We start from the raw sequence: 18,242 nt of genomic DNA, 5'->3' as shown, positions 1-18,242 counted from the left end.
GCCAACCGCATCACGACGCGCCCAGCCGGCGCCGCTCCGGCCCGTGGTAGGTCGAGGGGTCGCCATGTCCGCGCACCTGCGCCGGCACCAGCGGCGCGTGCTCACCGGCCTCGCCCGGCAGGCGGAATACCGCGACCATCCTGGTCATGCGCTCGGCCTGCGCACGCACGTGGGTGGCGGTGTCGGTGCTGCGCGCCACCAGCGCCGTGTTCTGCTGGGTCATCTGGTCGACCTCGGCCACCGCGGCGTTGATCTGCGCCAGCCCCTGCGCCTGCTGCTGGGTGGCGGCGGAAATCTCGCGGATGAAGGCCGAGACCTGCTCGGCGTTGGCGACGATGTCGCGGATGGTGGCACCGGCCGCGTGCACCTGCGCGGTGCCGGCGCCGACCTGCGCGACGCTGGCCTCGATGAGGGTCTTGATCTCCTTGGCCGCCTGGGCGCTGCGCTGCGCCAGTTGGCGCACTTCGCCCGCCACCACGGCAAAGCCGCGGCCGGCCTCGCCGGCGCGCGCGGCCTCCACCGCGGCGTTGAGCGCCAGGATGTTGGTCTGGAACGCGATGCCGTCGATGACGCCGATGATGTCGGCGATCTTGCGGCTGGCGGCCTGGATGCCCTCCATCGTCGCCACCACCTGTCCGACGGCCTGCCCGCCGCGGTCGGCCACCTCGGCGTTGCGCCGCGCCAGTTCGATCGCCGACTGCGCCGCCTCGCTGCTGGCGGCCACGTGGCGCGTCAGGTCGTCGATCGCGGTGGCGGTCTGGCGCAGGTGCTCGGCGGTCTGCTCGGTGCGCCGGGCCAGATCCTGGCTGCCGCCGGCCACCGACTCGGCCGTGGCGCGCATGCGCTCGGCGGTGGCACGCACCTCGCCGACCGTGCGGGCCAGCGACGCCTGCATGTCCGCGAGGCTGCGCATCAGCTCGGCCAGCTCATCCTGCCCGCCGGTGTCGGCACGCGTGGTGAGGTCACCGCGCGCGATCGCCACCGCCAGCGCCTGCGCCTGCTGCACCGGGTGAACGATGCTGCGCAGGTTCAACCATGTGGTCGGGGCGACGATGGCCATCGCCACCAGCAGCGCCGCGCCCAGTGCCCACAGGGCCTGGGCGCGGATCTGCTCGCCGTGCTCGGTCAGCTCGATCATCTGCTGCGCGAACGCCTCGTTCGCACCGTCGCCGGCGGCAATCCACGCCAGCGTCAGCGCCTCGTGCTGGGCGATCTGCATGTGGTGCACGGCCCACACGCCCACGCCCATCAGCGCCAGCATCAGCGCGAGCACCACGGCGACGGCGCCCAGCATGCGGGCCCGCACGCTCCAGGCGCGCATCCATTCCACTCCAGTCATGGCGCTTTCCTTCGTCAGACGCGCGGCCGGCTCAGGTGTCGATCAGGCCCATGTCGGGGGCGGCCATCAGGGCCTCGATGTCCATCAGGATCAGCATGCGCTCGCCGACGCTGGCGATCCCGGTGATGAAGGCGGTGTCGACCGTGCTGGAGGCCATCTCGGGCGCCGGGCGGATCTGGTCACGCGGCAGCTCCAGCACGTCGGAGACGGAATCGACCACCGCGCCGACCACGCGTCCCTTCACGTTGAGGACGATGACCACCGTCAGGCCGTTGTACTCGACCTTGTCGCAGCCGAGCTTGATGCGCAGGTCCACCACCGGCACGATGACGCCGCGCAGGTTGACCACGCCGAGCATGTGCGGCGGCGCGTTGGCGATGCGGGTGGGGGGCTCGTAGGAGCGGATCTCCTGCACGCGCAGGATGTCGATGCCGTACTCCTCTTCCCCCAGCCGGAACGTCAGGTACTCGGCGCTGGCGCGCGCGGCGGTGGCGTGGTGGTCGTGGGCGGCGGCAGTTGCGGTCATGCTCGGCTCCTCGTCGTCGACTCCAAATCCCTAGTATCGACCAAAACGCCGTCTGCGCCACCCCGGCCAACCCCGGGGGAGCCACCGCGGCAGTGACGGATGTCAGGGGATGTCGGCCTTCAGTGGCCGGCGAAGCTCACCAGCGTAAACAGCGGCAGGCCGGCCTCGCGCAGGCGCTGCTCTCCGCCCAGCTCCGGCAGCGTGACGATCGCGGCACCCTCCATCACCGTGGCGCCGAGCTTTTCCAGCAGCTTCTTGCCGGCCATCATCGTGCCGCCGGTGGCGATCAGATCGTCGATCAGCAGCACACGGTCGCCGGGCCTGACGGCGTCGGTGTGCAGCTCCACCGTGGCGCTGCCGTACTCCAGCTCGTAGGTCTCCTCCACCGTGGTGAAGGGCAGCTTGCCTTTCTTGCGGATCGGCACGAACCCGACCCCGAGCTCATAGGCCACCACCGAGCCGATGATGAAGCCGCGCGCGTCCAGCCCCGCCACCACGTCCGGACGCAGCGCACGGTCCATGTAGCGGTGCACGAAGGCGTCGATCAGCACGCGAAAGACCTTGGGGTCCTGCAGCAGCGGGGTGATGTCGCGGAACTGCACGCCCGGGGCGGGCCAGTCGGGCACGGTGCGGATGTGCGAGCGAAGGTAGGCGGCGGTGTCCATGGCGGCCGATTATCCGGCCAGCAGGCGGCTTTCGGCCAGCGCCAGCGCCTCCGGCACACCGTACAGCACCACCGCGTCGCCGCCCTGCAGCACCAGGTCGTCGGCGGGGCCGACGCGGCGGCCGTCGGCGCGGCGCACGTCCATGACCTGCACGCCCACCGCGTGCAGCGCCAGGTCGCCCAGGCGCACACCGGCGGTGGGACCGGCCGGCGGCAGCACCACGGTGGCCAGCCGCGCCTGCGCCTGCTCGTCGGCACCGTCGTCGTCGGCGCCGTGGAAATAGCCGCGCAGCAGCTGGTAGCGTGCCTCGCGCTGCTGCTGCACCAGCCGCACCACGCGCCGCAGCGGCACGCCGACCAGCGCCAGCGCATGGCTGGCCAGCATCAGGCTGGCCTCGATGGCCTCCGGCACCACCTCAGCGGCGCCGGCGGCCTGCAGCCGGGCGAGATCGGCGTCGTCCACCGTGCGCACCACCACCGGCACCTGCGGCGCGTGCTCGCGCACGTGGTGCAGCACCTTCAGCGCACTGGGCGTGTCGAGGTAGGTGACCGCCACCGCGCTGGCGCGCGCCAACCCCGCGGCCATCAGCGCCTGCAGCCGCGCCGCGTCGCCGAACACCACCGAGTGGCCGGCGGCGGCGGCCTGGCGCACGCGGTCCGGATCCAGGTCCAGCGCCATGTACGGGATGCCCTCGGCCTCCAGCAGCCGCGCCAGGTTCTGCCCGCAGCGGCCGTAGCCGCAGATGATCACATGCCTGTCGGCGGCGATGGCCTTGCGCGCGATCTGCGTCATCTGCACCGACTGCAGCAGCCAGTCGCTGCCGACCAGGCGCGTGACGAGGGCGTTGCTGTGCTGGATCACCAGCGGGGTCAGCAGCATCGACAGGATCATCGACGCCAGCGTCGGGTTGAACAGCGCCGGCGGCACCAGCCCGTGCTGGTTGGCCAGCTGCAGCAGCACCAGCCCGAACTCGCCGGCCTGCATCAGGTACAGCCCCGTGCGCAGCGCCGTGCCGGGGCTGGCGCCGAACGCGCGCACCAGCAGCGTGATCAGCGCCGTCTTGAACGCCAGCGACAGCACCAGCAGCAGCAACACCAGCGGCCAGCGCTCCAGCACGATGCGCCAGTCCAGCATCATGCCGATGGTGATGAAGAACAGGCCCAGCAACACGTCGTGAAACGGCCGGATGTCGGTCTCGACCTGATGACGGTATTCGGTCTCGGCGATCAGCATGCCGGCGACGAACGCGCCCAGCGCCAGCGACAGCCCGGCGTGCTCCGTCAGCCACGCCAGCCCGAGCGTCACCAGCAAGAGGTTCAGCATGAACAGCTCCTGGCTCTTGCGCCGCGCCACCAGGGTCAGCCACCAGCGCATCAGCCGCTGCCCACCGGTCAGCAGCAGCGCCAGCAGCGCCGCCGCCTTCAGCAGCGCCAGCGTCAGCGCCCAGGCGAGCTGCTCGCCCGGCGCCCCGAGCGCCGGAATCAGCACCAGCAGGGGCACCACCGCCAGGTCCTGGAACAGCAGGATGCCGACCACCCGCTGGCCATGTTCGGTCTCCAGCTCAAGCCGGTCGGCCATCAGCTTCATCACGATGGCGGTGCTGCTCATCGCCATCACGCCGCCCATCGCCACCGCCATCGGCCACTCCAGGCCCCACCAGCCGGGCAGCAGCCACCCCAGCGCGAGCGACGCCAGCGTCGTCAGCAGCACCGTCAGGCTCACCTGCGCCGTGCCCAGCCCGAAGACGAAGCGCTTCATCGCGCGCAGCTTGGGCAGGCTGAACTCCAGCCCGATCGCGAACATCAGGAACACGACGCCGAATTCGGCCAGGTAGCGCAGCCCGGCGGAGTTCTGCGCCAGCGCCAGCGCATGCGGCCCGATCAGCACCCCGACCGCCAGGTAGCCGATCAGCGGCGGCAGCTTCAGCAGCCGGCACCCCACCACGCCCAGCACGGCGGCCAGCAGGAACAGCAGGGCAAGGTCGAGCGCATTCACGGCCTGTGATCTTATCGGGCGGATTGCCGCGGCGGGCTGCCGGTCCGTTCAGCCCCTTGCCGCGCCGGCGCACGCCGCGCGGCCCCGTTCATGCTAGGCTTGCGGGCACCGGGGCGCCGACGGCCGTCCGCCCCGCCTGAGCCCATGTTCCCTCCGACCCTGCCCCGCCGCAAGCTGCCCATCGGCATCCAGACCCTGCGCGACATCCGCGAGGGCGGCTACTACTATGTCGACAAGACGCCGCTGATCGCGCGCCTGGTCGACAGCGGCAAGCACTACTTCCTCTCGCGCCCGCGCCGTTTCGGCAAGAGCCTGCTGCTGGACACCATCGCCTGCGCGTTCGAGGCCAAGCGCCACCTGTTCGACGCCCACGACGGCGCGGATGGCAGCGCCCCGCGCGAGAAACTGTTCCTGGCCGACCACTGGGACTGGGCCAGGCCGCACCCGGTGATTCGCCTGAGCTTTGCCGAAGGACGGTTGGCCGAAGGCGCCAAGCTCGAAGCCCACATCCACCATCAGCTCGACACCAACGCCGCCCGGCTGGGGGTGACCCTGCCGCCGGCCCGTGAGGACCCGCACATCCGCTTCACCGAGTTGATCGGCCGCAGCGCCGCAGCCCACGGCCGGCAGGCCGTGGTGCTGGTCGACGAATACGACAAGCCCATCCTCGACAACCTCGAAGCGCCTGAGATCGCCCGCGCCATGCGCGAGGGCCTGCGCAACCTCTACAGCGTCATCAAGGGCAGAGACGCCGACCTGCGCTTCGTGCTGCTGACCGGCGTGTCCAAGTTCAGCAAGGTCTCGATCTTCTCGGGCCTGAACAACCTGCGCGACATTACCCTTTCCCCCGAGTACGGCACGCTCTGCGGCTACACCGACGGCGATATCGACACGGTGTTTGCGGCGGAGCTCGAGGCCGCCGCAGCCGAGGGCCAGCCGCTGGATCGGGAGGAGATCCGCCGCTGGTACAACGGCTACCGCTGGGGGCCCACCAGCGTCTACAACCCCTTTGACGTGCTGCTGCTGCTGGCCGAGCGGCAGTTCCGCGCGCACTGGTTCGAGACCGGCACGCCCACCTTCCTGGTGGAGTGGCTGAAGAGCCGCGGCTTCTTCACGCCGCAGCTGGAGCGGCTGATCGCGGACGACGACCTGCTCTCCGCCTTCGACGTGGAGCGCATCGAGCCCGAGGCGCTGCTGTGGCAGACCGGCTATCTCACCATCGAGAGCCAGCAGCGCAAGGCCAGCCGCACCGTCTACACGCTGCGCGTGCCCAACATGGAGGTGCGCTACGCCCTCAACGACCGGCTGCTCAAGGCCTGGATGCCCGATGCCTCGCTGGTCAGCCGTCTGGCCAGCGACCTGTACGACCTGCTCACCGACGGCCAGGCCGAGCGCCTGCGCGCGCACTTCGAGCGTCTCTACGCCAGCATTCCCCACGACTGGTATCGCAACAACCCCATCGCGCAGTACGAGGGTTATTACGCCAGTGTCTTCTACAGCCACCTGGCCAGCCTCGGCCTGGACATCGTGCCGGAGGAAGTCTCCAACCCGGGGCAATGCGACCTCGTCATCCGCCATGCCGGCCGCGCCTGGGTGATCGAGTTCAAGGTCATCGACGGCGAATCTCCCACCGGCGAGGCCATGCGGCAGCTCAAGGCCCGCGACTACGCCGCCAAGCACCGCGGCGCGCCGGGCATCACGGAAGTGATCGAGCTCGGCGTCGAGTTCAGCCGCGCCAAGCACCAGATCGTGGGGTGGGAGGTGGCGCGCACGCCGCATCCGATGATGGATGGAAGCTGAATGACCACGACCGCACCACCTTCCTCCCCCGCCCCCGATGACGCCGGCCTGATCGCGCTGGCGCGGGAGGCGCTGACCATCGAGATCGCCGGCCTGCAGGCCATGGCCGCGCGGCTGGATGTCCGCTTCGCGCAGGCGGTGCGGCTGCTGCTGGCCTGCCGGGGCCGGGTCGTCGTCACCGGCATGGGCAAGAGCGGCCACATCGGCCGCAAGATCGCCGCGACGCTGGCCTCCACCGGCACGCCCGCCTTCTTCGTCCACCCGGCCGAGGCCAGCCACGGCGATCTCGGCATGATCACCCCCGCGGACGCGGTGCTGGGCATCAGCAACAGCGGCGAAAGCGAGGAGCTGACCACCATCCTGCCGCTGATCAAGCGCATGGGCGTGCCGCTGGTGGCGCTGACCGGCCGCCCCGATTCGACATTGGCTCGGCACGCCGACGTGGTGCTGGACACCGGCGTGCCGCGCGAGGCCTGCCCGCACAACCTGGCCCCCACCGCCAGCACGACGGCGCAGCTGGCGATGGGCGATGCGCTGGCGGTGGCGCTGCTGAGCGCGCGCGGCTTCCAGCCGGACGACTTTGCGCGCTCGCACCCCGGTGGCGCACTGGGGCGGCGGCTGCTGACGCTGGTGCGCGACGTCATGCGGCCGCTGGAGCGTACCCCCTGCGTCACGGCAGCGGCCACGCTGCCGCAGATGATGCACGCGATGAGCGCCGGCGGGCTCGGCGCGGTGGCCGTCGTCGGCGACGATGGCCGGCCGGCCGGCATCTTCACCGACGGCGACCTGCGCCGCCTGATCGAGGCGCGTCCGGGCGCGGATCTGCGGGCGCTGACCGCCGCGGAGGTGATGCACCCGCGGCCCCACACCGTGCGCGCGCAGGCGCTGGCGGTGGAGGCGGCCGAGCTGATGGAGCGCCACCGCATCACCAGCGTGCTGGTGGTCGACGACGAGGGGCGGCTGACCGGGGCGCTCAATTCGCACGATCTGATGCGGGCCAAGGTGATCTGACGATGACGACGCCGGTGCTCGACTTCACGCCCGAACTGCTGCTGCGCGCGCAGGACGTGCGCGTGGCCTTCTTCGATGTCGATGGCGTGCTGACCGACGGCGGTCTGTTCTACGGCCCCGACGGCGAGCAGCTCAAGCGCTTCCACACGCTGGACGGCCACGGCCTGAAGCTGCTGCGCCGCGGCGGCATCGAGCCCGCCGTCGTCACCGGCCGCGACGCGCCGGCGCTGCGCGCGCGCCTGCAGGCGCTGGGCGTGCGCCACGCACGTTTCGGCACCGAGGACAAGCGCCCAGCCGCCGAGGCCATCCTGGCCGAGCTGGGGCTGGACTGGAGCCAGGCCGCCGCGATCGGCGACGACTGGCCGGACCTGCCGGTGCTGCGCCGCTGCGCCTTCAGCGCCGCGCCGCCCGGGGCCCATGCCGAAGTGCGTGCGCGCGTGCACCACGTCACGCGCGCACCGGCCGGTGCCGGGGCGGCGCGCGAATTCTGCGACCTGCTGCTGGTGGCCGCCGGGCGCTACCGTGCGCTGCTGCAGGAGGCGCTGGCGTGAAGACCGCGGCCGCCAGCCGCCCCGCGCAGGCCGCACCGCTGCCGTGGTGGGCACGCGCCTGGGACGCCGTCTCGCTGTACCTGCCGGTGGCGCTGATGGCGGCCCTGGCGCTGGTGACCTGGACCATCGTGCAGCGTCCGCTCGAGCCGGCGTCCCCCCGCGCGCGGTCACTCGCCGCCGGGGAGGCCGACTACACGCTGCACGGTTTCGTGCTGCGGCGGCACGACCCGCAGGGCCGTCTGGTGCAGGAGCTGCGTGGGGACACGCTGGCCCACTACCCGGCCGACGGCCTCAGCGAAGTGCGGCAGGCCCATCTGGTGCGGATCGAACCGCAGACCGGGTGGCGCAGCACCGGGCAGGCGGCACGGCTGCGCGCCGACGACGAGCGCCAGCACTATACCTTCGAGGGCGATGCGCGCTATGAGCGCGTGCCGCTGGCGGATCGGCGTGGTGCGCGCCTCACCCTGCAAGCCGAGCGCCTCGTGTGGGACGCGCAGCGCCAGCTGCTCGTCAGCGACACGCCGGTACGGCTGACGCGGGACGCGGACGTGCTGACGGCCAACCGCATGCGCTACGACGAGCGCTTGGGGCTGGCCGAATTCGAGGGCCGGGTGCGCGCCACGCTGGCGCCGCGCCCGGCCGGGGCGCGATCGACTCAGTAGCCGCCGCCGTAGCCGCCCCCCTCGCGGCGGCGCGGACCGCCGTAGGGGCTGCGGAACTGGCCTTCGCCACCGCCGAAGCCGCCTTCACGACGGCCGGCCCCGAAGCCGCCGCTGCGCGGCGGACGGGCCTCCATCGGACGCGCCTCGTTGACGACCAGGTTGCGGCCCCCCATCGACTGGCCATTCATGCCGGCGATGGCGGCCTGCGCCTCGGCGTCGCTGCCCATCTCGACGAAGCCGAAACCCTTGGAGCGGCCGGTGTCGCGCTCCATCATGACCTTGGCGCTGGCCACCTGGCCGTAGGCGCTGAAGGCCTGCTGCAGGTCACCGTCGCGCACCGAATACGGAAGGTTGCCGACGTACAACTTGTTGCCCATCACGGGACTCCTTGACAAAAACACACTGACTCGAGCGACGGAGCCCCGACGGCACACCAACCAACTGCTGCGCGCGAAACCAACCGATCACCTGACTGCCGCCCCCGTCGCGCATGACGGAGGCTGCGCGCATCATACGCCGATTGCGCCGAGCGTGTGTGACGGCGCGCACCGCGCCAGCCCGCAAGTGTGGAAAAACAACACCGCAGCGTTCAGCGCTCGCGGCGGTAGATCACGTGGTAGGTCAGCCCCACCAGCACGCTGCCGCCCAGCAGGTTGCCGGCGATGACCGGCAGCAGGTTGCCCAGCATCCCGCCCCAGGTGACGGACGCCGCCGGTGCGGCCTCGCTCGCCTGCACCAGCATCGCCAGCGGGAAGAAGAACATGTTGGCGATGCTGTGCTCGAAGCCGGCGGCCACGAAGGTGGCCACCGGCGGCACGATCGCCACCGCCTTGTCCACCACGCTGCGGCCCGCCATCGCCATCCACACCGCCAGGCACACCAGCACGTTGCACAGCACGCCGCGGAAGAACGCCTCGTGCCACGGCAGCGCCTGCTTGGCCAGCGCCACCTTGACCGCCGCCTGCCCGAGCGCACCGCCGTGCAGCGCGGTCTGCCCGCTCAGGAAGACCAGCAGCGCCAGCCCCGCCGCGCCGACGAAGTTGGCCAGGCACACCCAGCCCCAGTTGCGCAGCACCTCGCGCGTGCCGATCTGGCCGTCGGCCCAGGCCATGGCCAGCAGGTTGTTGCCGGTGAAGAGTTCGGCGCCGGCCACCACCACCAGCAGCAGGCCGAGCGCGAACACCCCGCCGCCCAGCCACTGGCCCGCGGCCCAGCCGAGCGAGGCGTCGGCACGTACGACGAGAAAGGCTAGCGAGCCCAGCCCGATGAAGGCGCCGGCCAGCACCCCCAGCATCAGCAGCGGCACGGTGGCCAGCCGCGCCTTGGCCACGCCCACGGTCTCGATGCGCTGGGCGACTTCGCGCGGGGCGTAGGCGTCGGAGCCATACAGTTCGGACATCGGGACCTCCGCTCTCGTTGGGGATCGGATGCCTTTATACTGTGACCAGCGCCGATTTGGGTCCCGCTTGCGGGCGCTTGACAAATGCCGCTAAAGAGGAGGGGTCGGTGGCCGCGCCGGCTCCACAGGTTCGCGGTCGCGGCGCGCCCAGAGGATCGACACCGTGATCGTCACCCCCCAGCGCCACCGTTTCGACTCGCCGCTGCGCCTGCGCAGCGGCGGCGTGCTGCCGTCCTTCGAGCTCGTCTACGAGACCTACGGTCAGCTCAACGCCGCGCGTGACAACGCGGTGCTGATCTGCCACGCGCTCAACGCCAGCCACCATGTCGCCGGGCAGTACGCCGACGAACGCGGCCAGCCGCTGCCGAAGAGCGAAGGCTGGTGGCACAACATGGTCGGTCCCGGCAAGCCGGTGGACACGCGCCGCTTCTTCGTCATCGGCATCAACAACGTCGGCTCGTGCTTCGGCTCCACCGGGCCGACGCACGTCAACCCCGCCACCGGGCAGCCGTGGGGGGCGGACTTCCCCGTGGTGACGGTGGAGGACTGGGTCGAGGCGCAGGCGCGGCTGCTGGATGCGCTGGGCATCGAGCGGCTGGCCGCCGTCATGGGCGGTAGCCTCGGCGGCATGCAGGCGCTCAGCTGGACGCTGCAGTATCCGCAGCGCGTGCGCCACGCCATCGTCATCGCCAGCGCGCCCAACCTGACGGCGGAAAACATCGCCTTCAACGAGGTGGCGCGCCGCGCCATCGTCAGCGACCCGGACTTCCACGGCGGGCACTACCTGCGCCACGGCACCAAGCCGCGGCGCGGGCTGCGCATCGCGCGCATGATCGGCCACATCACCTACCTGAGCGACGACGTGATGAACAGCAAGTTCGGCCGCCGCCTGCGCCCGCTCGCGCAGGCGCTGCGCGCGGGCGACACGGAAGCCGCCGAGCGGCTGGCCTACCGCTACACGACGCAGGACATCGAGTTCGAGATCGAAAGCTACCTGCGCCACCAGGGCGACAAGTTCAGCGAATACTTCGACGCCAACACCTACCTGCTGATCACGCGCGCGCTCGATTACTTCGACCCGGCGCGCGAGTTCGACGGCGACCTGTCGGCGGCGCTGGCGCGGGCGCAGGCCGACTTCCTGGTCGTCTCGTTCAGCACCGACTGGCGCTTTGCGCCGGCGCGCAGCCGCGAGATCGTCAAGGCGCTGCTGGACAACCGGCGCGCCGTCAGCTACGCCGAGATCGACGCGCCGCACGGGCACGACGCCTTCCTGCTCGACGACGCGCGCTACCACGCCGCCGTGCGCGCCTACTTCGAGCACCGCGTCGGCGCCGGTCTGCCGACGCCCACCGCCGGAGGTGCCGCATGAGCGACCGCCAGATCCAGCACCTGATCGCGGGCCTGGTGCCGCACGGTGCGCGCGTGCTCGACCTCGGCTGCGGCGACGGCGCGCTGCTGGCGCACCTGCGCGAGGCGCGCGGCTGCCACGGCTACGGCATCGAGCTGGACGACGCCCTGGTGCTCGCGTGCCTGAAGCGCGGGCTGGACGTGCTGCAGTTCAACCTGGAGGAAGGGCTGTCGATGTTCGCCGACGACAGCTTCGACGTCGTGCTGCAGATCGACACGCTGCCCCACCTGCGCAACGCCGAGACGATGCTGCGCGAGACCGCGCGCGTGGGCCGCAGCGCGATCGTCGCCTTTCCCAACTTCGCGCACTGGCCCAACCGCCTGCGCGTGCTGGCCGGGCGCATGCCGGTGACCAAGCGGCTGCCCTACCAGTGGTACGACACGCCCAACATCCGCGTCGGCACGTTCGCGGACTTCGAGGTGCTGGCGCAGCGCCTGGGCCTGCACGTGGAGGATGCCTTCGGCATCGACGACGACGGCCGCGTGGTGCGGCGCTGGCCCAACCTGCTGGCCAGCACCGCGGTGTTCAAGCTGACGCAGCGCTGATCGAGGCCGGCAAACGCGGAATTGGCGGCCACCTCCGCCGCTGATCGGCGCACCGGCGCCCCGCCCCCCGCGCGATCATGGCAGCGCGCCCCCGAACGAGGTCGGGCGCCCCTTCAGGAAGGAGGAGCGATCATGCGTCTGCCCGCGATCACGCCGTCCCGTCCGGCCACCGCCACCTCGGCCTCCGCCGCCCGCCCCGACCCGTGGCCCGATCCATGGTCGGCCCTGCTGGCGCCGCTGCTGGGCCGACCGTTCGCCGTGCTGCGGCGCCGCCTGCCGCCCGCCGCGCCTCTTACGGCAGCGTGCGCAGCGCCTCGCCCAGCGCATCGATGAGGCGGTCGAGCTCCGCCTCGGTGCTGATGAACGGCGGCGCCAGCTGCACGGTGTCGCCGCCGTAGCGCACGTAAAAGCCCTTGGCCCACATCCGCATCGCCAGTTCGAACGGGCGCTTGAGCGGCTCGCCCGGCACGGCGGCCAGCGTCAGCCCCGCCGCCAGACCGTAGTTGCGGATGTCGAGCAGGTGGGGGCTGGCCCCGCGCAGGCCGTGCACCTTGGCCTCGAAGACAGGGGCAAGCGCCTGCACGCGCTCGATCGCCGCATCCTGCTGCAGCAGGTGCAGCGACGCCAGGGCCGCCGCGCAGGCCACCGGGTGCGCCGAGTAGGTGTAGCCGTGCGGCAGCTCCAGCGCGTACTCGGGCCCGCCGGCGGCCATGAAGGTGTCGTGGATCTCGCGCCGCACCGCCACGCCACCCAGCGGCTGCACGCCGTTGGTCACCTGCTTGGCGAAGTTGATCATGTCCGGCACGACGCCGAAGGCCTGCGCCCCGGTCCAGGCGCCGCAGCGCCCGAAGCCGGTGATGACCTCATCGAAGATCAGCAGGATGTCGTGCCGCGTGCAGATCTCGCGCAGCCGCTGCAGGTAGCCCGCCGGCGGCACCACCACGCCGGCCGAGCCGGAGAACGGCTCGACGATCACCGCCGCGATCGTCGAGGCGTCGTGCAGCTCGATCAGGCGCAGCAGCTCGTCGGCCAGCGCCGCGCCGGGGTAGAGCCCGCCGCCGTCGGCCGGCGGCTGGCCGCGGAAGAACGCGCCCGCCGGCGGCTGGGTGTGCGGCAGGTGGTCGGTCTCCAGCGTCGCGCCGAAGAGCTTCCTGTTGCCCACGATGCCGCCCACCGCGATGCCGCCGAAGTTGACGCCGTGGTAACCCTTGGCGCGCCCGATCAGCCGCGTCTTGCCGGCCTGGCCGCGCAGCCGCCAGTAGGCGCGCGCGATCTTGAGCGCCGTATCCGCCGCCTCCGAGCCCGAGGCGGTGAACAGCACGCGGTCCAGCCCGGCCGGCAGCCGCTCGACGATGCGGTTGGCCAGCTCGAACGACAGCGGATGGCCGAACTGGAACGCCGGCGAGTAGTCCAGCGTGGCGACCTGGCGCTGCACGGCCTCGACGATCTCGCGCCGCCCGTGGCCCAGCCCCGTGCACCACAGGCCCGACAGGCCGTCGAAGACGCGCCGCCCGTCGCGGTCGATCAGGTAGGCGCCGTCGGCGGCGACGATCAGGCGCGGGTCGGCCTTGAACTGGCGGTTGCCGGTGAACGGCATCCAGTGCGCCGCCATCCAGTCGGCGCCACCGGGCTGCAGCTCGGCGCTGGTCGGGGTGGCGTGCGCGGCGGGCACGCCAGCCGGAGTGTCGGACAGGTTCATCGCTACCTCTCGCATCGGGACGAAGGGCCGGGCCGCAGGCGATGCGCCTCGGCGGGGTGCGCCCGCGCCGCGTCGGCTTCCGGGCGGTGCGCCACTCGTGCCATTATGCGCGCCATGACGGCGCTGACGGAATCCCCCACGCAGGCCGGCGCACCAGCGGCGGCGGTCGACGGCCTGATCCTGCTGGCCCACGGCGCGCGCGACCCCGCCTGGGCCCGGCCGTTCGAGCGCGTGGCCGCCCTGGTGCGCGCGGCCCGCCCGCAGGCGGCGGTCGCGCTGGCCTTCCTCGAAGGCATGGCGCCGGATCTGGCGGGAGCCGGCGCCGCGCTGGCCGCCAACGGCTGCCGCCATGTGGTGGTGCTGCCGCTCTTCCTCGGCACCGGCGGCCATGTGCGGCGCGACGTGCCGGCGCAGCTGGCGGCGCTGACCGCCGCCCACCCGGCGGTGCGCTGGACGCTGGCGCCGGCCATCGGCGACGACGAGCGGCTGGTGCGGGCGCTGGCGACGATCGCGCTGCAGCACCTTGGCGGGCCGACTGCTGATCCGGGCGCCTCATGACCGCCCGTTATAGATATAAAACAATCTTTTCGTTTGTTTTTTCATAACCAAGCATCACAATCCGGGGCCTGACGCATCGTTGCCGATCCGCCCCGATGAAGCCCCACCGCGACGCCGACCTGACCCTGCTGCGCCAGCGCGCCGCGCAGTTCCGCGACCAGCTGCAGCGCCACCTGCGCGGCGAGTTGAGCGCCGAGGACTTCAAGCCGCTGCGGCTGCAGAACGGCTGGTACCTGCAGCGCCACGCGCCGATGCTGCGCGTGGCCATCCCCTACGGCGAGCTGGACAGCCACCAGCTGCGCACGCTGGCGCGCGTGGCACGCGAGTTCGACCGCACCACCGACGGCCCCCATGCCGGTCGCGGCGGCTACGGCCACTTCACCACCCGACAGAACATCCAGTTCAACTGGATCCCGCTGGAGCGCGCCGCCGACGTGATGGACGTGCTGGCCGAAGCCGGCCTGCACGGCATCCAGACCAGCGGCAACTGCATCCGCAACATCACCAGCGACGCGCTGGCCGGCATCGCCCCGGACGAGGAGGTCGATCCGCGGCCGTATTGCGAGCTGTTGCGGCGCTGGAGCACGCTGCACCCGGAATTCGCCTTCCTGCCGCGCAAATTCAAGATCGCCGTCACCGGCAGCCCGGACGACCGCGCCGCCCTTGCCTGGCACGACATCGGCCTGCAGCTGCACCGCAATGCCGAAGGCGCGGTGGGCTTTCGCGTGCGCGCCGGCGGCGGCATGGGGCGCACGCCGCTGATCGCGCCCGTGCTGGCCGATTTCGTGCCGTGGACCGACATCGTGCTGTTCCTCGAGGCCATCGTGCGCGTCTACAACCTCTACGGGCGGCGCGACAACCTCTACAAGGCGCGGCTGAAGATCCTGGTCAAGGCCGAGGGTCAGGCGTTCGTCGACGCCGTGCACGCCGAGTACCGGGCGCTGCGCGACGACGACGCGCTCGGCGCGGCGCTGCGCCTGCGCCAGCGCGATCTGGAGGCCGTGGCCGCGTGGTTCGAGCCGCCGCGCGACTGGGTCGCCTCGGCGCAGCCTGCGCGCGAGGAGGCGATCACGGACCCCGCCTACGCGCGCTGGCGCGCCCGCCAGGTGCACGCGCACCGCCTGCCCGGAATGGCGGCGGTGACGCTGTCGCTGAAGCGCCCCGGCTGGGCGCCCGGCGACGTCAGCGCCGAGCAGCTCGACGCCGTGGCCGACCTCGCCGACCGCTTCAGCGCCGGCGCAGCGCGCGTCACGCACGAGCAGAACCTGCTGCTGCCCTGGGTGCGCGAGCAGGACCTGCCCCAGCTCTGGCAGGCCGCGCGGGCGCTGGGCCTGGCGCAGCCGAACCACGGGCTGCTCACCGATCTGATCGCCTGCCCCGGTGGCGACCTGTGCGCGCTGGCCAACGCGCGCACCACGCCGATCGCGCTGCAGGTGCTGCAGCGCTACCAGGATCCCGACGAGCTGGAAGCGCTGGGCGACATCGCGCTGCACATCAGCGGCTGCATGAACTCCTGCGGCCACCACCACAGCGGCCACCTCGGCATCCTGGGCGTCGACAAGGACGGCCAGGAGTGGTACCAGCTGACGCTGGGCGGCTCCGACGGCCAGACGCGCCACGGCCCGGCACGGCCCGGACGCGTGGTGGGCCCGGCGTTTGCCGCCGACGAAATCGCCGACGCGCTGCAGGCGGTGCTCGACACCTATCTGGAGCTGCGGCTGCCGCACGAGCGGCTGCTCGACACGGTGCAACGGGTGGGCTTGGCGCCGTTTCGCGCCGCCACCGACGCGGTGCGCCAGCGCAGCGCCGCTTCGCTGGAGGCTTCCCTGGCATGAAGACCGAACCCGTCTTTCACCTCGTCGACCCGCGCCACGATCCGTGGCGCCGCGCCGCCCCCGACGATCCGGCGCCCGCGCCGCGCGCCGGCCTGCTGCTGCAGGCCGCGCAGTGGCAGGCGGTGCGCACACGCTGGCCGGCCGAGCTGCCGGTGGGCGTGCTGTGGCCCAACGACCAACCGGTGGAGCCGCTGCGGCCGGATCTGGCGCGGCTGGAGCTGGTGGCGCTGCACTTTCCGGTCTGGACCGATGGACGCGCCTACAGCCAGGCGCGGCTGCTGCGCGGCCGCTGGGGCTTCCGTGGCCAGATCCGCGCCGTCGGCGACGTGCTGGCCGACCAGGTGCTGCAGCTGTGGCGCTGCGGCTTCGACGCCGCCGAGCTGCGGCCTGGCCAGTCTCCGGTGGTGGCGCAGGCGGCGCTGCGCTGGTTCGACACCATCCCTCAACCCGACGTGCGTCAGCCCGAAGGAGAGCTGCGGCATGGCTGAGACCCGCATCCCCCCGATCCGCATCGAGCCGCCGTTGCCGGGACGGGCGTTTGCGCTGTACGCGCAGCGCCTGCCCGGTTACGAGGAGCGGTTGCAGCAGGCCGTGGCCACGCTGCAGCAGGCCGCGTGCGCGCACGCCGGCCGCATCGTGCAGGCCAGCAGCCTCGGCGCCGAAGACATGGTCATCACCGACCTGATCGTGCGCCACCGCCTGCCCGTCGCGGTGGCGGTGATCGACACCGGCCGCCTGCATGCCGAGACGCTGGCGCTGCGCCAGCGCGCCATGGCGCACTGGGGCATCGCCCTGGAGGTGTGGCAGCCCGACACCGCGGAGGTGCGCGCCTTCGAGGCCGAGCACGGCGCCGATGCCATGTACCGCAGCCCGGCGCTGCGCCACGCCTGCTGCGGCCTGCGCAAGGTGGAGCCGCTGCGGCGCCTGCTGGCGGGCCGCACGGCCTGGATCACCGGGCTGCGGCGCGAACAGTCCGGCCAGCGTGCCGGGGTGTCGCTGCTGGACCTTGACGAGACCGGCCGCGCCAAGGTCAACCCGCTGGCCGACTGGCGCTGGGCCGATGTGTGGCACTACCTGCAGACGCACGGCGTGCCCTACAACCCGCTGCACGACGCCTTCATGCCCAGCATCGGCTGCGCGCCGTGCACGCGGCCGATCGCCGTCGGGGAGGACTTTCGCGCCGGCCGCTGGTGGTGGGAAGACGACCCACGGCGCGAGTGCGGCCTGCACCTGAGCGGCGCCGCCGCCACCCCCCTGCCCCTTTCCGTTGCCGAGAGCCAGCCATGAACGCCCCCGTCCATCCGCAAACCCTGCAACCCGCCCTCGATTGGCGCCACCTGAATGCGCTGGAGGAGGAGGCCATCTTCCTGCTGCGCGAGGCGGTGGCGGCGTTCGAACGCCCGGCGCTGCTGTTTTCCGGCGGCAAGGATTCCTGCGTCGTGCTGCACCTGGCGCGCAAGGCGTTTCAGCGCCGCGGCGCAGACGGCCGCTGGCAGGGCCGGCTGCCGCTGCCGCTGCTGCACATCGACACCGGGCACAACTTCCCGGAGGTCATCGCCTTTCGCGACGCGCTGGTGGCCGAGCACGGCGATGCGCTCATCGTCGGTCACGTGGAGGACTCCCTGCGCCGCGGCAGCGTGCGCCTGGCCGATGCGCACGCCTCGCGCAACGCCGCGCAAAGCGTCACCCTGCTGGAAACGATCGAGGCGCACCGCCTCGACGTGCTCATCGGCGGGGCGCGCCGCGACGAAGAGAAGGCGCGCGCCAAGGAGCGGCTGTTCAGTCACCGCGACGCCTTCGGCCAGTGGCAGCCCAAGGCCCAGCGGCCCGAACTGTGGACGCTGTTCAACACCCGGCTGCACCCGGGCGAGCACATGCGCGCCTTTCCGATCAGCAACTGGACCGAGCTGGACGTGTGGGCCTACATCGCGCGCGAGCGCATCGCGCTGCCCAGCCTGTACTGGGCGCACGAGCGCGCCGTGGTGCGCCGCGGCGGCCTGCTGGTGCCGGTCACGCCGCTGACGCCGCCGCAGCCAGGCGAGACCGTGGAGACGCTGTCGGTGCGCTTTCGCACCGTCGGCGACATGAGCTGCACCTGCCCGGTGGAAAGCCGCGCCGCCGACGCCGAGGCCATCGTGCGCGAAACGCTGGCCAGCCGCATCAGCGAACGCGGCGCCACCCGCATCGACGACCGCGCCAGCGACGCCGCCATGGAGCGGCGCAAGCGCGAAGGCTACTTCTGAACCCTC

At 72.0% G+C, this 18,242-nt stretch carries 18 protein-coding genes and 1 riboswitch; of the genes, 11 read left to right on the top strand and 7 right to left on the bottom strand.

Annotated features, from left to right (window positions below):
• Positions 1-10: 10 nt before the first annotated feature.
• From Tsedi_RS02370 to Tsedi_RS02355, 4 genes are all read right to left on the bottom strand, one after another.
• Complete coding sequence (locus Tsedi_RS02370) at positions 11-1,339, bottom strand: methyl-accepting chemotaxis protein (protein ID WP_143893221.1); 1,329 nt, start codon at positions 1,337-1,339, stop codon at positions 11-13.
• Positions 1,340-1,370: 31 nt separating this feature from the next.
• Complete coding sequence (locus Tsedi_RS02365) at positions 1,371-1,865, bottom strand: chemotaxis protein CheW (protein WP_143893219.1); 495 nt, start codon at positions 1,863-1,865, stop codon at positions 1,371-1,373.
• A 119-nt stretch (positions 1,866-1,984) separates the two neighbouring features.
• On the bottom strand, positions 1,985-2,530 hold the full coding sequence (locus tag Tsedi_RS02360) for an adenine phosphoribosyltransferase (RefSeq protein WP_143893217.1): 546 nt from the start codon (positions 2,528-2,530) through the stop codon (positions 1,985-1,987).
• A 9-nt stretch (positions 2,531-2,539) separates the two neighbouring features.
• On the bottom strand, positions 2,540-4,525 hold the full coding sequence (locus Tsedi_RS02355) for a monovalent cation:proton antiporter family protein (RefSeq protein ID WP_143893215.1): 1,986 nt from the start codon (positions 4,523-4,525) through the stop codon (positions 2,540-2,542).
• A gap of 144 nt (positions 4,526-4,669) precedes the next feature.
• On the opposite strand from Tsedi_RS02355, the gene Tsedi_RS02350 reads away from it, so the two are divergent.
• Genes Tsedi_RS02350 through lptC form a run of 4 tightly spaced genes read left to right on the top strand, consistent with a single transcriptional unit; the run spans position 4,670 to position 8,549 of the window.
• Entirely contained in the window at positions 4,670-6,325 is a 1,656-nt protein-coding gene (locus tag Tsedi_RS02350; RefSeq protein WP_221934188.1) for an ATP-binding protein, read from the top strand.
• Complete coding sequence (locus Tsedi_RS02345) at positions 6,326-7,336, top strand: KpsF/GutQ family sugar-phosphate isomerase (RefSeq protein ID WP_143893213.1); 1,011 nt, start codon at positions 6,326-6,328, stop codon at positions 7,334-7,336.
• A 2-nt stretch (positions 7,337-7,338) separates the two neighbouring features.
• A complete protein-coding gene (locus tag Tsedi_RS02340) occupies positions 7,339-7,887 on the top strand; it encodes a KdsC family phosphatase (protein ID WP_143893211.1) in 549 nt (182 codons plus the stop codon).
• Positions 7,884-8,549, top strand: a complete 666-nt coding sequence (gene lptC, locus Tsedi_RS02335) for an LPS export ABC transporter periplasmic protein LptC (protein ID WP_143893209.1) — start codon at positions 7,884-7,886, stop codon at positions 8,547-8,549. The genes Tsedi_RS02340 and lptC overlap by 4 nt, the downstream gene beginning before the upstream one ends.
• Here the strand turns inward: lptC and Tsedi_RS02330 are convergent.
• Both Tsedi_RS02330 and Tsedi_RS02325 read right to left on the bottom strand, forming a co-directional pair.
• The gene (locus Tsedi_RS02330) at positions 8,543-8,926 is read right to left on the bottom strand and encodes an RNA recognition motif domain-containing protein (protein WP_143893207.1); all 384 of its coding nucleotides are present in this window, start codon (positions 8,924-8,926) and stop codon (positions 8,543-8,545) included. The genes lptC and Tsedi_RS02330 overlap by 7 nt on opposite strands.
• A 212-nt stretch (positions 8,927-9,138) precedes the next feature.
• A complete protein-coding gene (locus Tsedi_RS02325) occupies positions 9,139-9,948 on the bottom strand; it encodes a formate/nitrite transporter family protein (protein ID WP_143893205.1) in 810 nt (269 codons plus the stop codon).
• 38 nt (positions 9,949-9,986) lie between these two features.
• Positions 9,987-10,063: riboswitch (SAM riboswitch) on the top strand.
• 48 nt (positions 10,064-10,111) lie between these two features.
• On the opposite strand from Tsedi_RS02325, the gene metX reads away from it, so the two are divergent.
• Both metX and metW read left to right on the top strand, forming a co-directional pair.
• A complete protein-coding gene (gene metX, locus Tsedi_RS02320; protein WP_143893203.1) occupies positions 10,112-11,317 on the top strand; it encodes a homoserine O-succinyltransferase MetX in 1,206 nt (401 codons plus the stop codon).
• Positions 11,314-11,901 (top strand): methionine biosynthesis protein MetW, encoded by a 588-nt coding sequence (metW, locus tag Tsedi_RS02315; RefSeq protein WP_143893201.1) that lies wholly within the window; start codon positions 11,314-11,316, stop codon positions 11,899-11,901. Before metX ends, metW begins: the two co-directional genes overlap by 4 nt.
• Positions 11,902-12,193: 292 nt before the next feature.
• Here metW and aptA read toward each other — a convergent pair whose 3' ends face one another.
• Complete coding sequence (gene aptA / locus Tsedi_RS02310) at positions 12,194-13,594, bottom strand: omega-aminotransferase AptA (RefSeq protein WP_425472714.1); 1,401 nt, start codon at positions 13,592-13,594, stop codon at positions 12,194-12,196.
• A 120-nt stretch (positions 13,595-13,714) separates the two neighbouring features.
• On the opposite strand from aptA, the gene Tsedi_RS02305 reads away from it, so the two are divergent.
• The 5 genes from Tsedi_RS02305 (at position 13,715) to cysD (ending at position 18,236) form a co-directional block, all read left to right on the top strand.
• Entirely contained in the window at positions 13,715-14,158 is a 444-nt protein-coding gene (locus tag Tsedi_RS02305; protein WP_143893197.1) for a sirohydrochlorin chelatase, read from the top strand.
• Positions 14,159-14,253: 95 nt separating this feature from the next.
• A complete protein-coding gene (locus Tsedi_RS02300; RefSeq protein ID WP_143893195.1) occupies positions 14,254-15,993 on the top strand; it encodes a nitrite/sulfite reductase in 1,740 nt (579 codons plus the stop codon).
• Positions 15,990-16,481 (top strand): DUF934 domain-containing protein, encoded by a 492-nt coding sequence (locus tag Tsedi_RS02295; RefSeq protein ID WP_143893193.1) that lies wholly within the window; start codon positions 15,990-15,992, stop codon positions 16,479-16,481. Before Tsedi_RS02300 ends, Tsedi_RS02295 begins: the two co-directional genes overlap by 4 nt.
• On the top strand, positions 16,474-17,280 hold the full coding sequence (locus tag Tsedi_RS02290; RefSeq protein WP_143893191.1) for a phosphoadenylyl-sulfate reductase: 807 nt from the start codon (positions 16,474-16,476) through the stop codon (positions 17,278-17,280). Before Tsedi_RS02295 ends, Tsedi_RS02290 begins: the two co-directional genes overlap by 8 nt.
• Positions 17,277-18,236 (top strand): sulfate adenylyltransferase subunit CysD, encoded by a 960-nt coding sequence (gene cysD, locus Tsedi_RS02285; RefSeq protein WP_143893189.1) that lies wholly within the window; start codon positions 17,277-17,279, stop codon positions 18,234-18,236. The genes Tsedi_RS02290 and cysD overlap by 4 nt, the downstream gene beginning before the upstream one ends.
• Positions 18,237-18,242 lie beyond the last annotated feature (6 nt).

The sequence above is a fragment of the Tepidimonas sediminis genome (genome assembly GCF_007556605.1).
In the GTDB taxonomy this organism is placed as follows: Bacteria; Pseudomonadota; Gammaproteobacteria; order Burkholderiales; family Burkholderiaceae_C; genus Tepidimonas; species Tepidimonas sediminis.
Note: the sequence above shows the minus strand (reverse complement) of the source record. Positions and strands in the feature narration are given on the sequence as shown.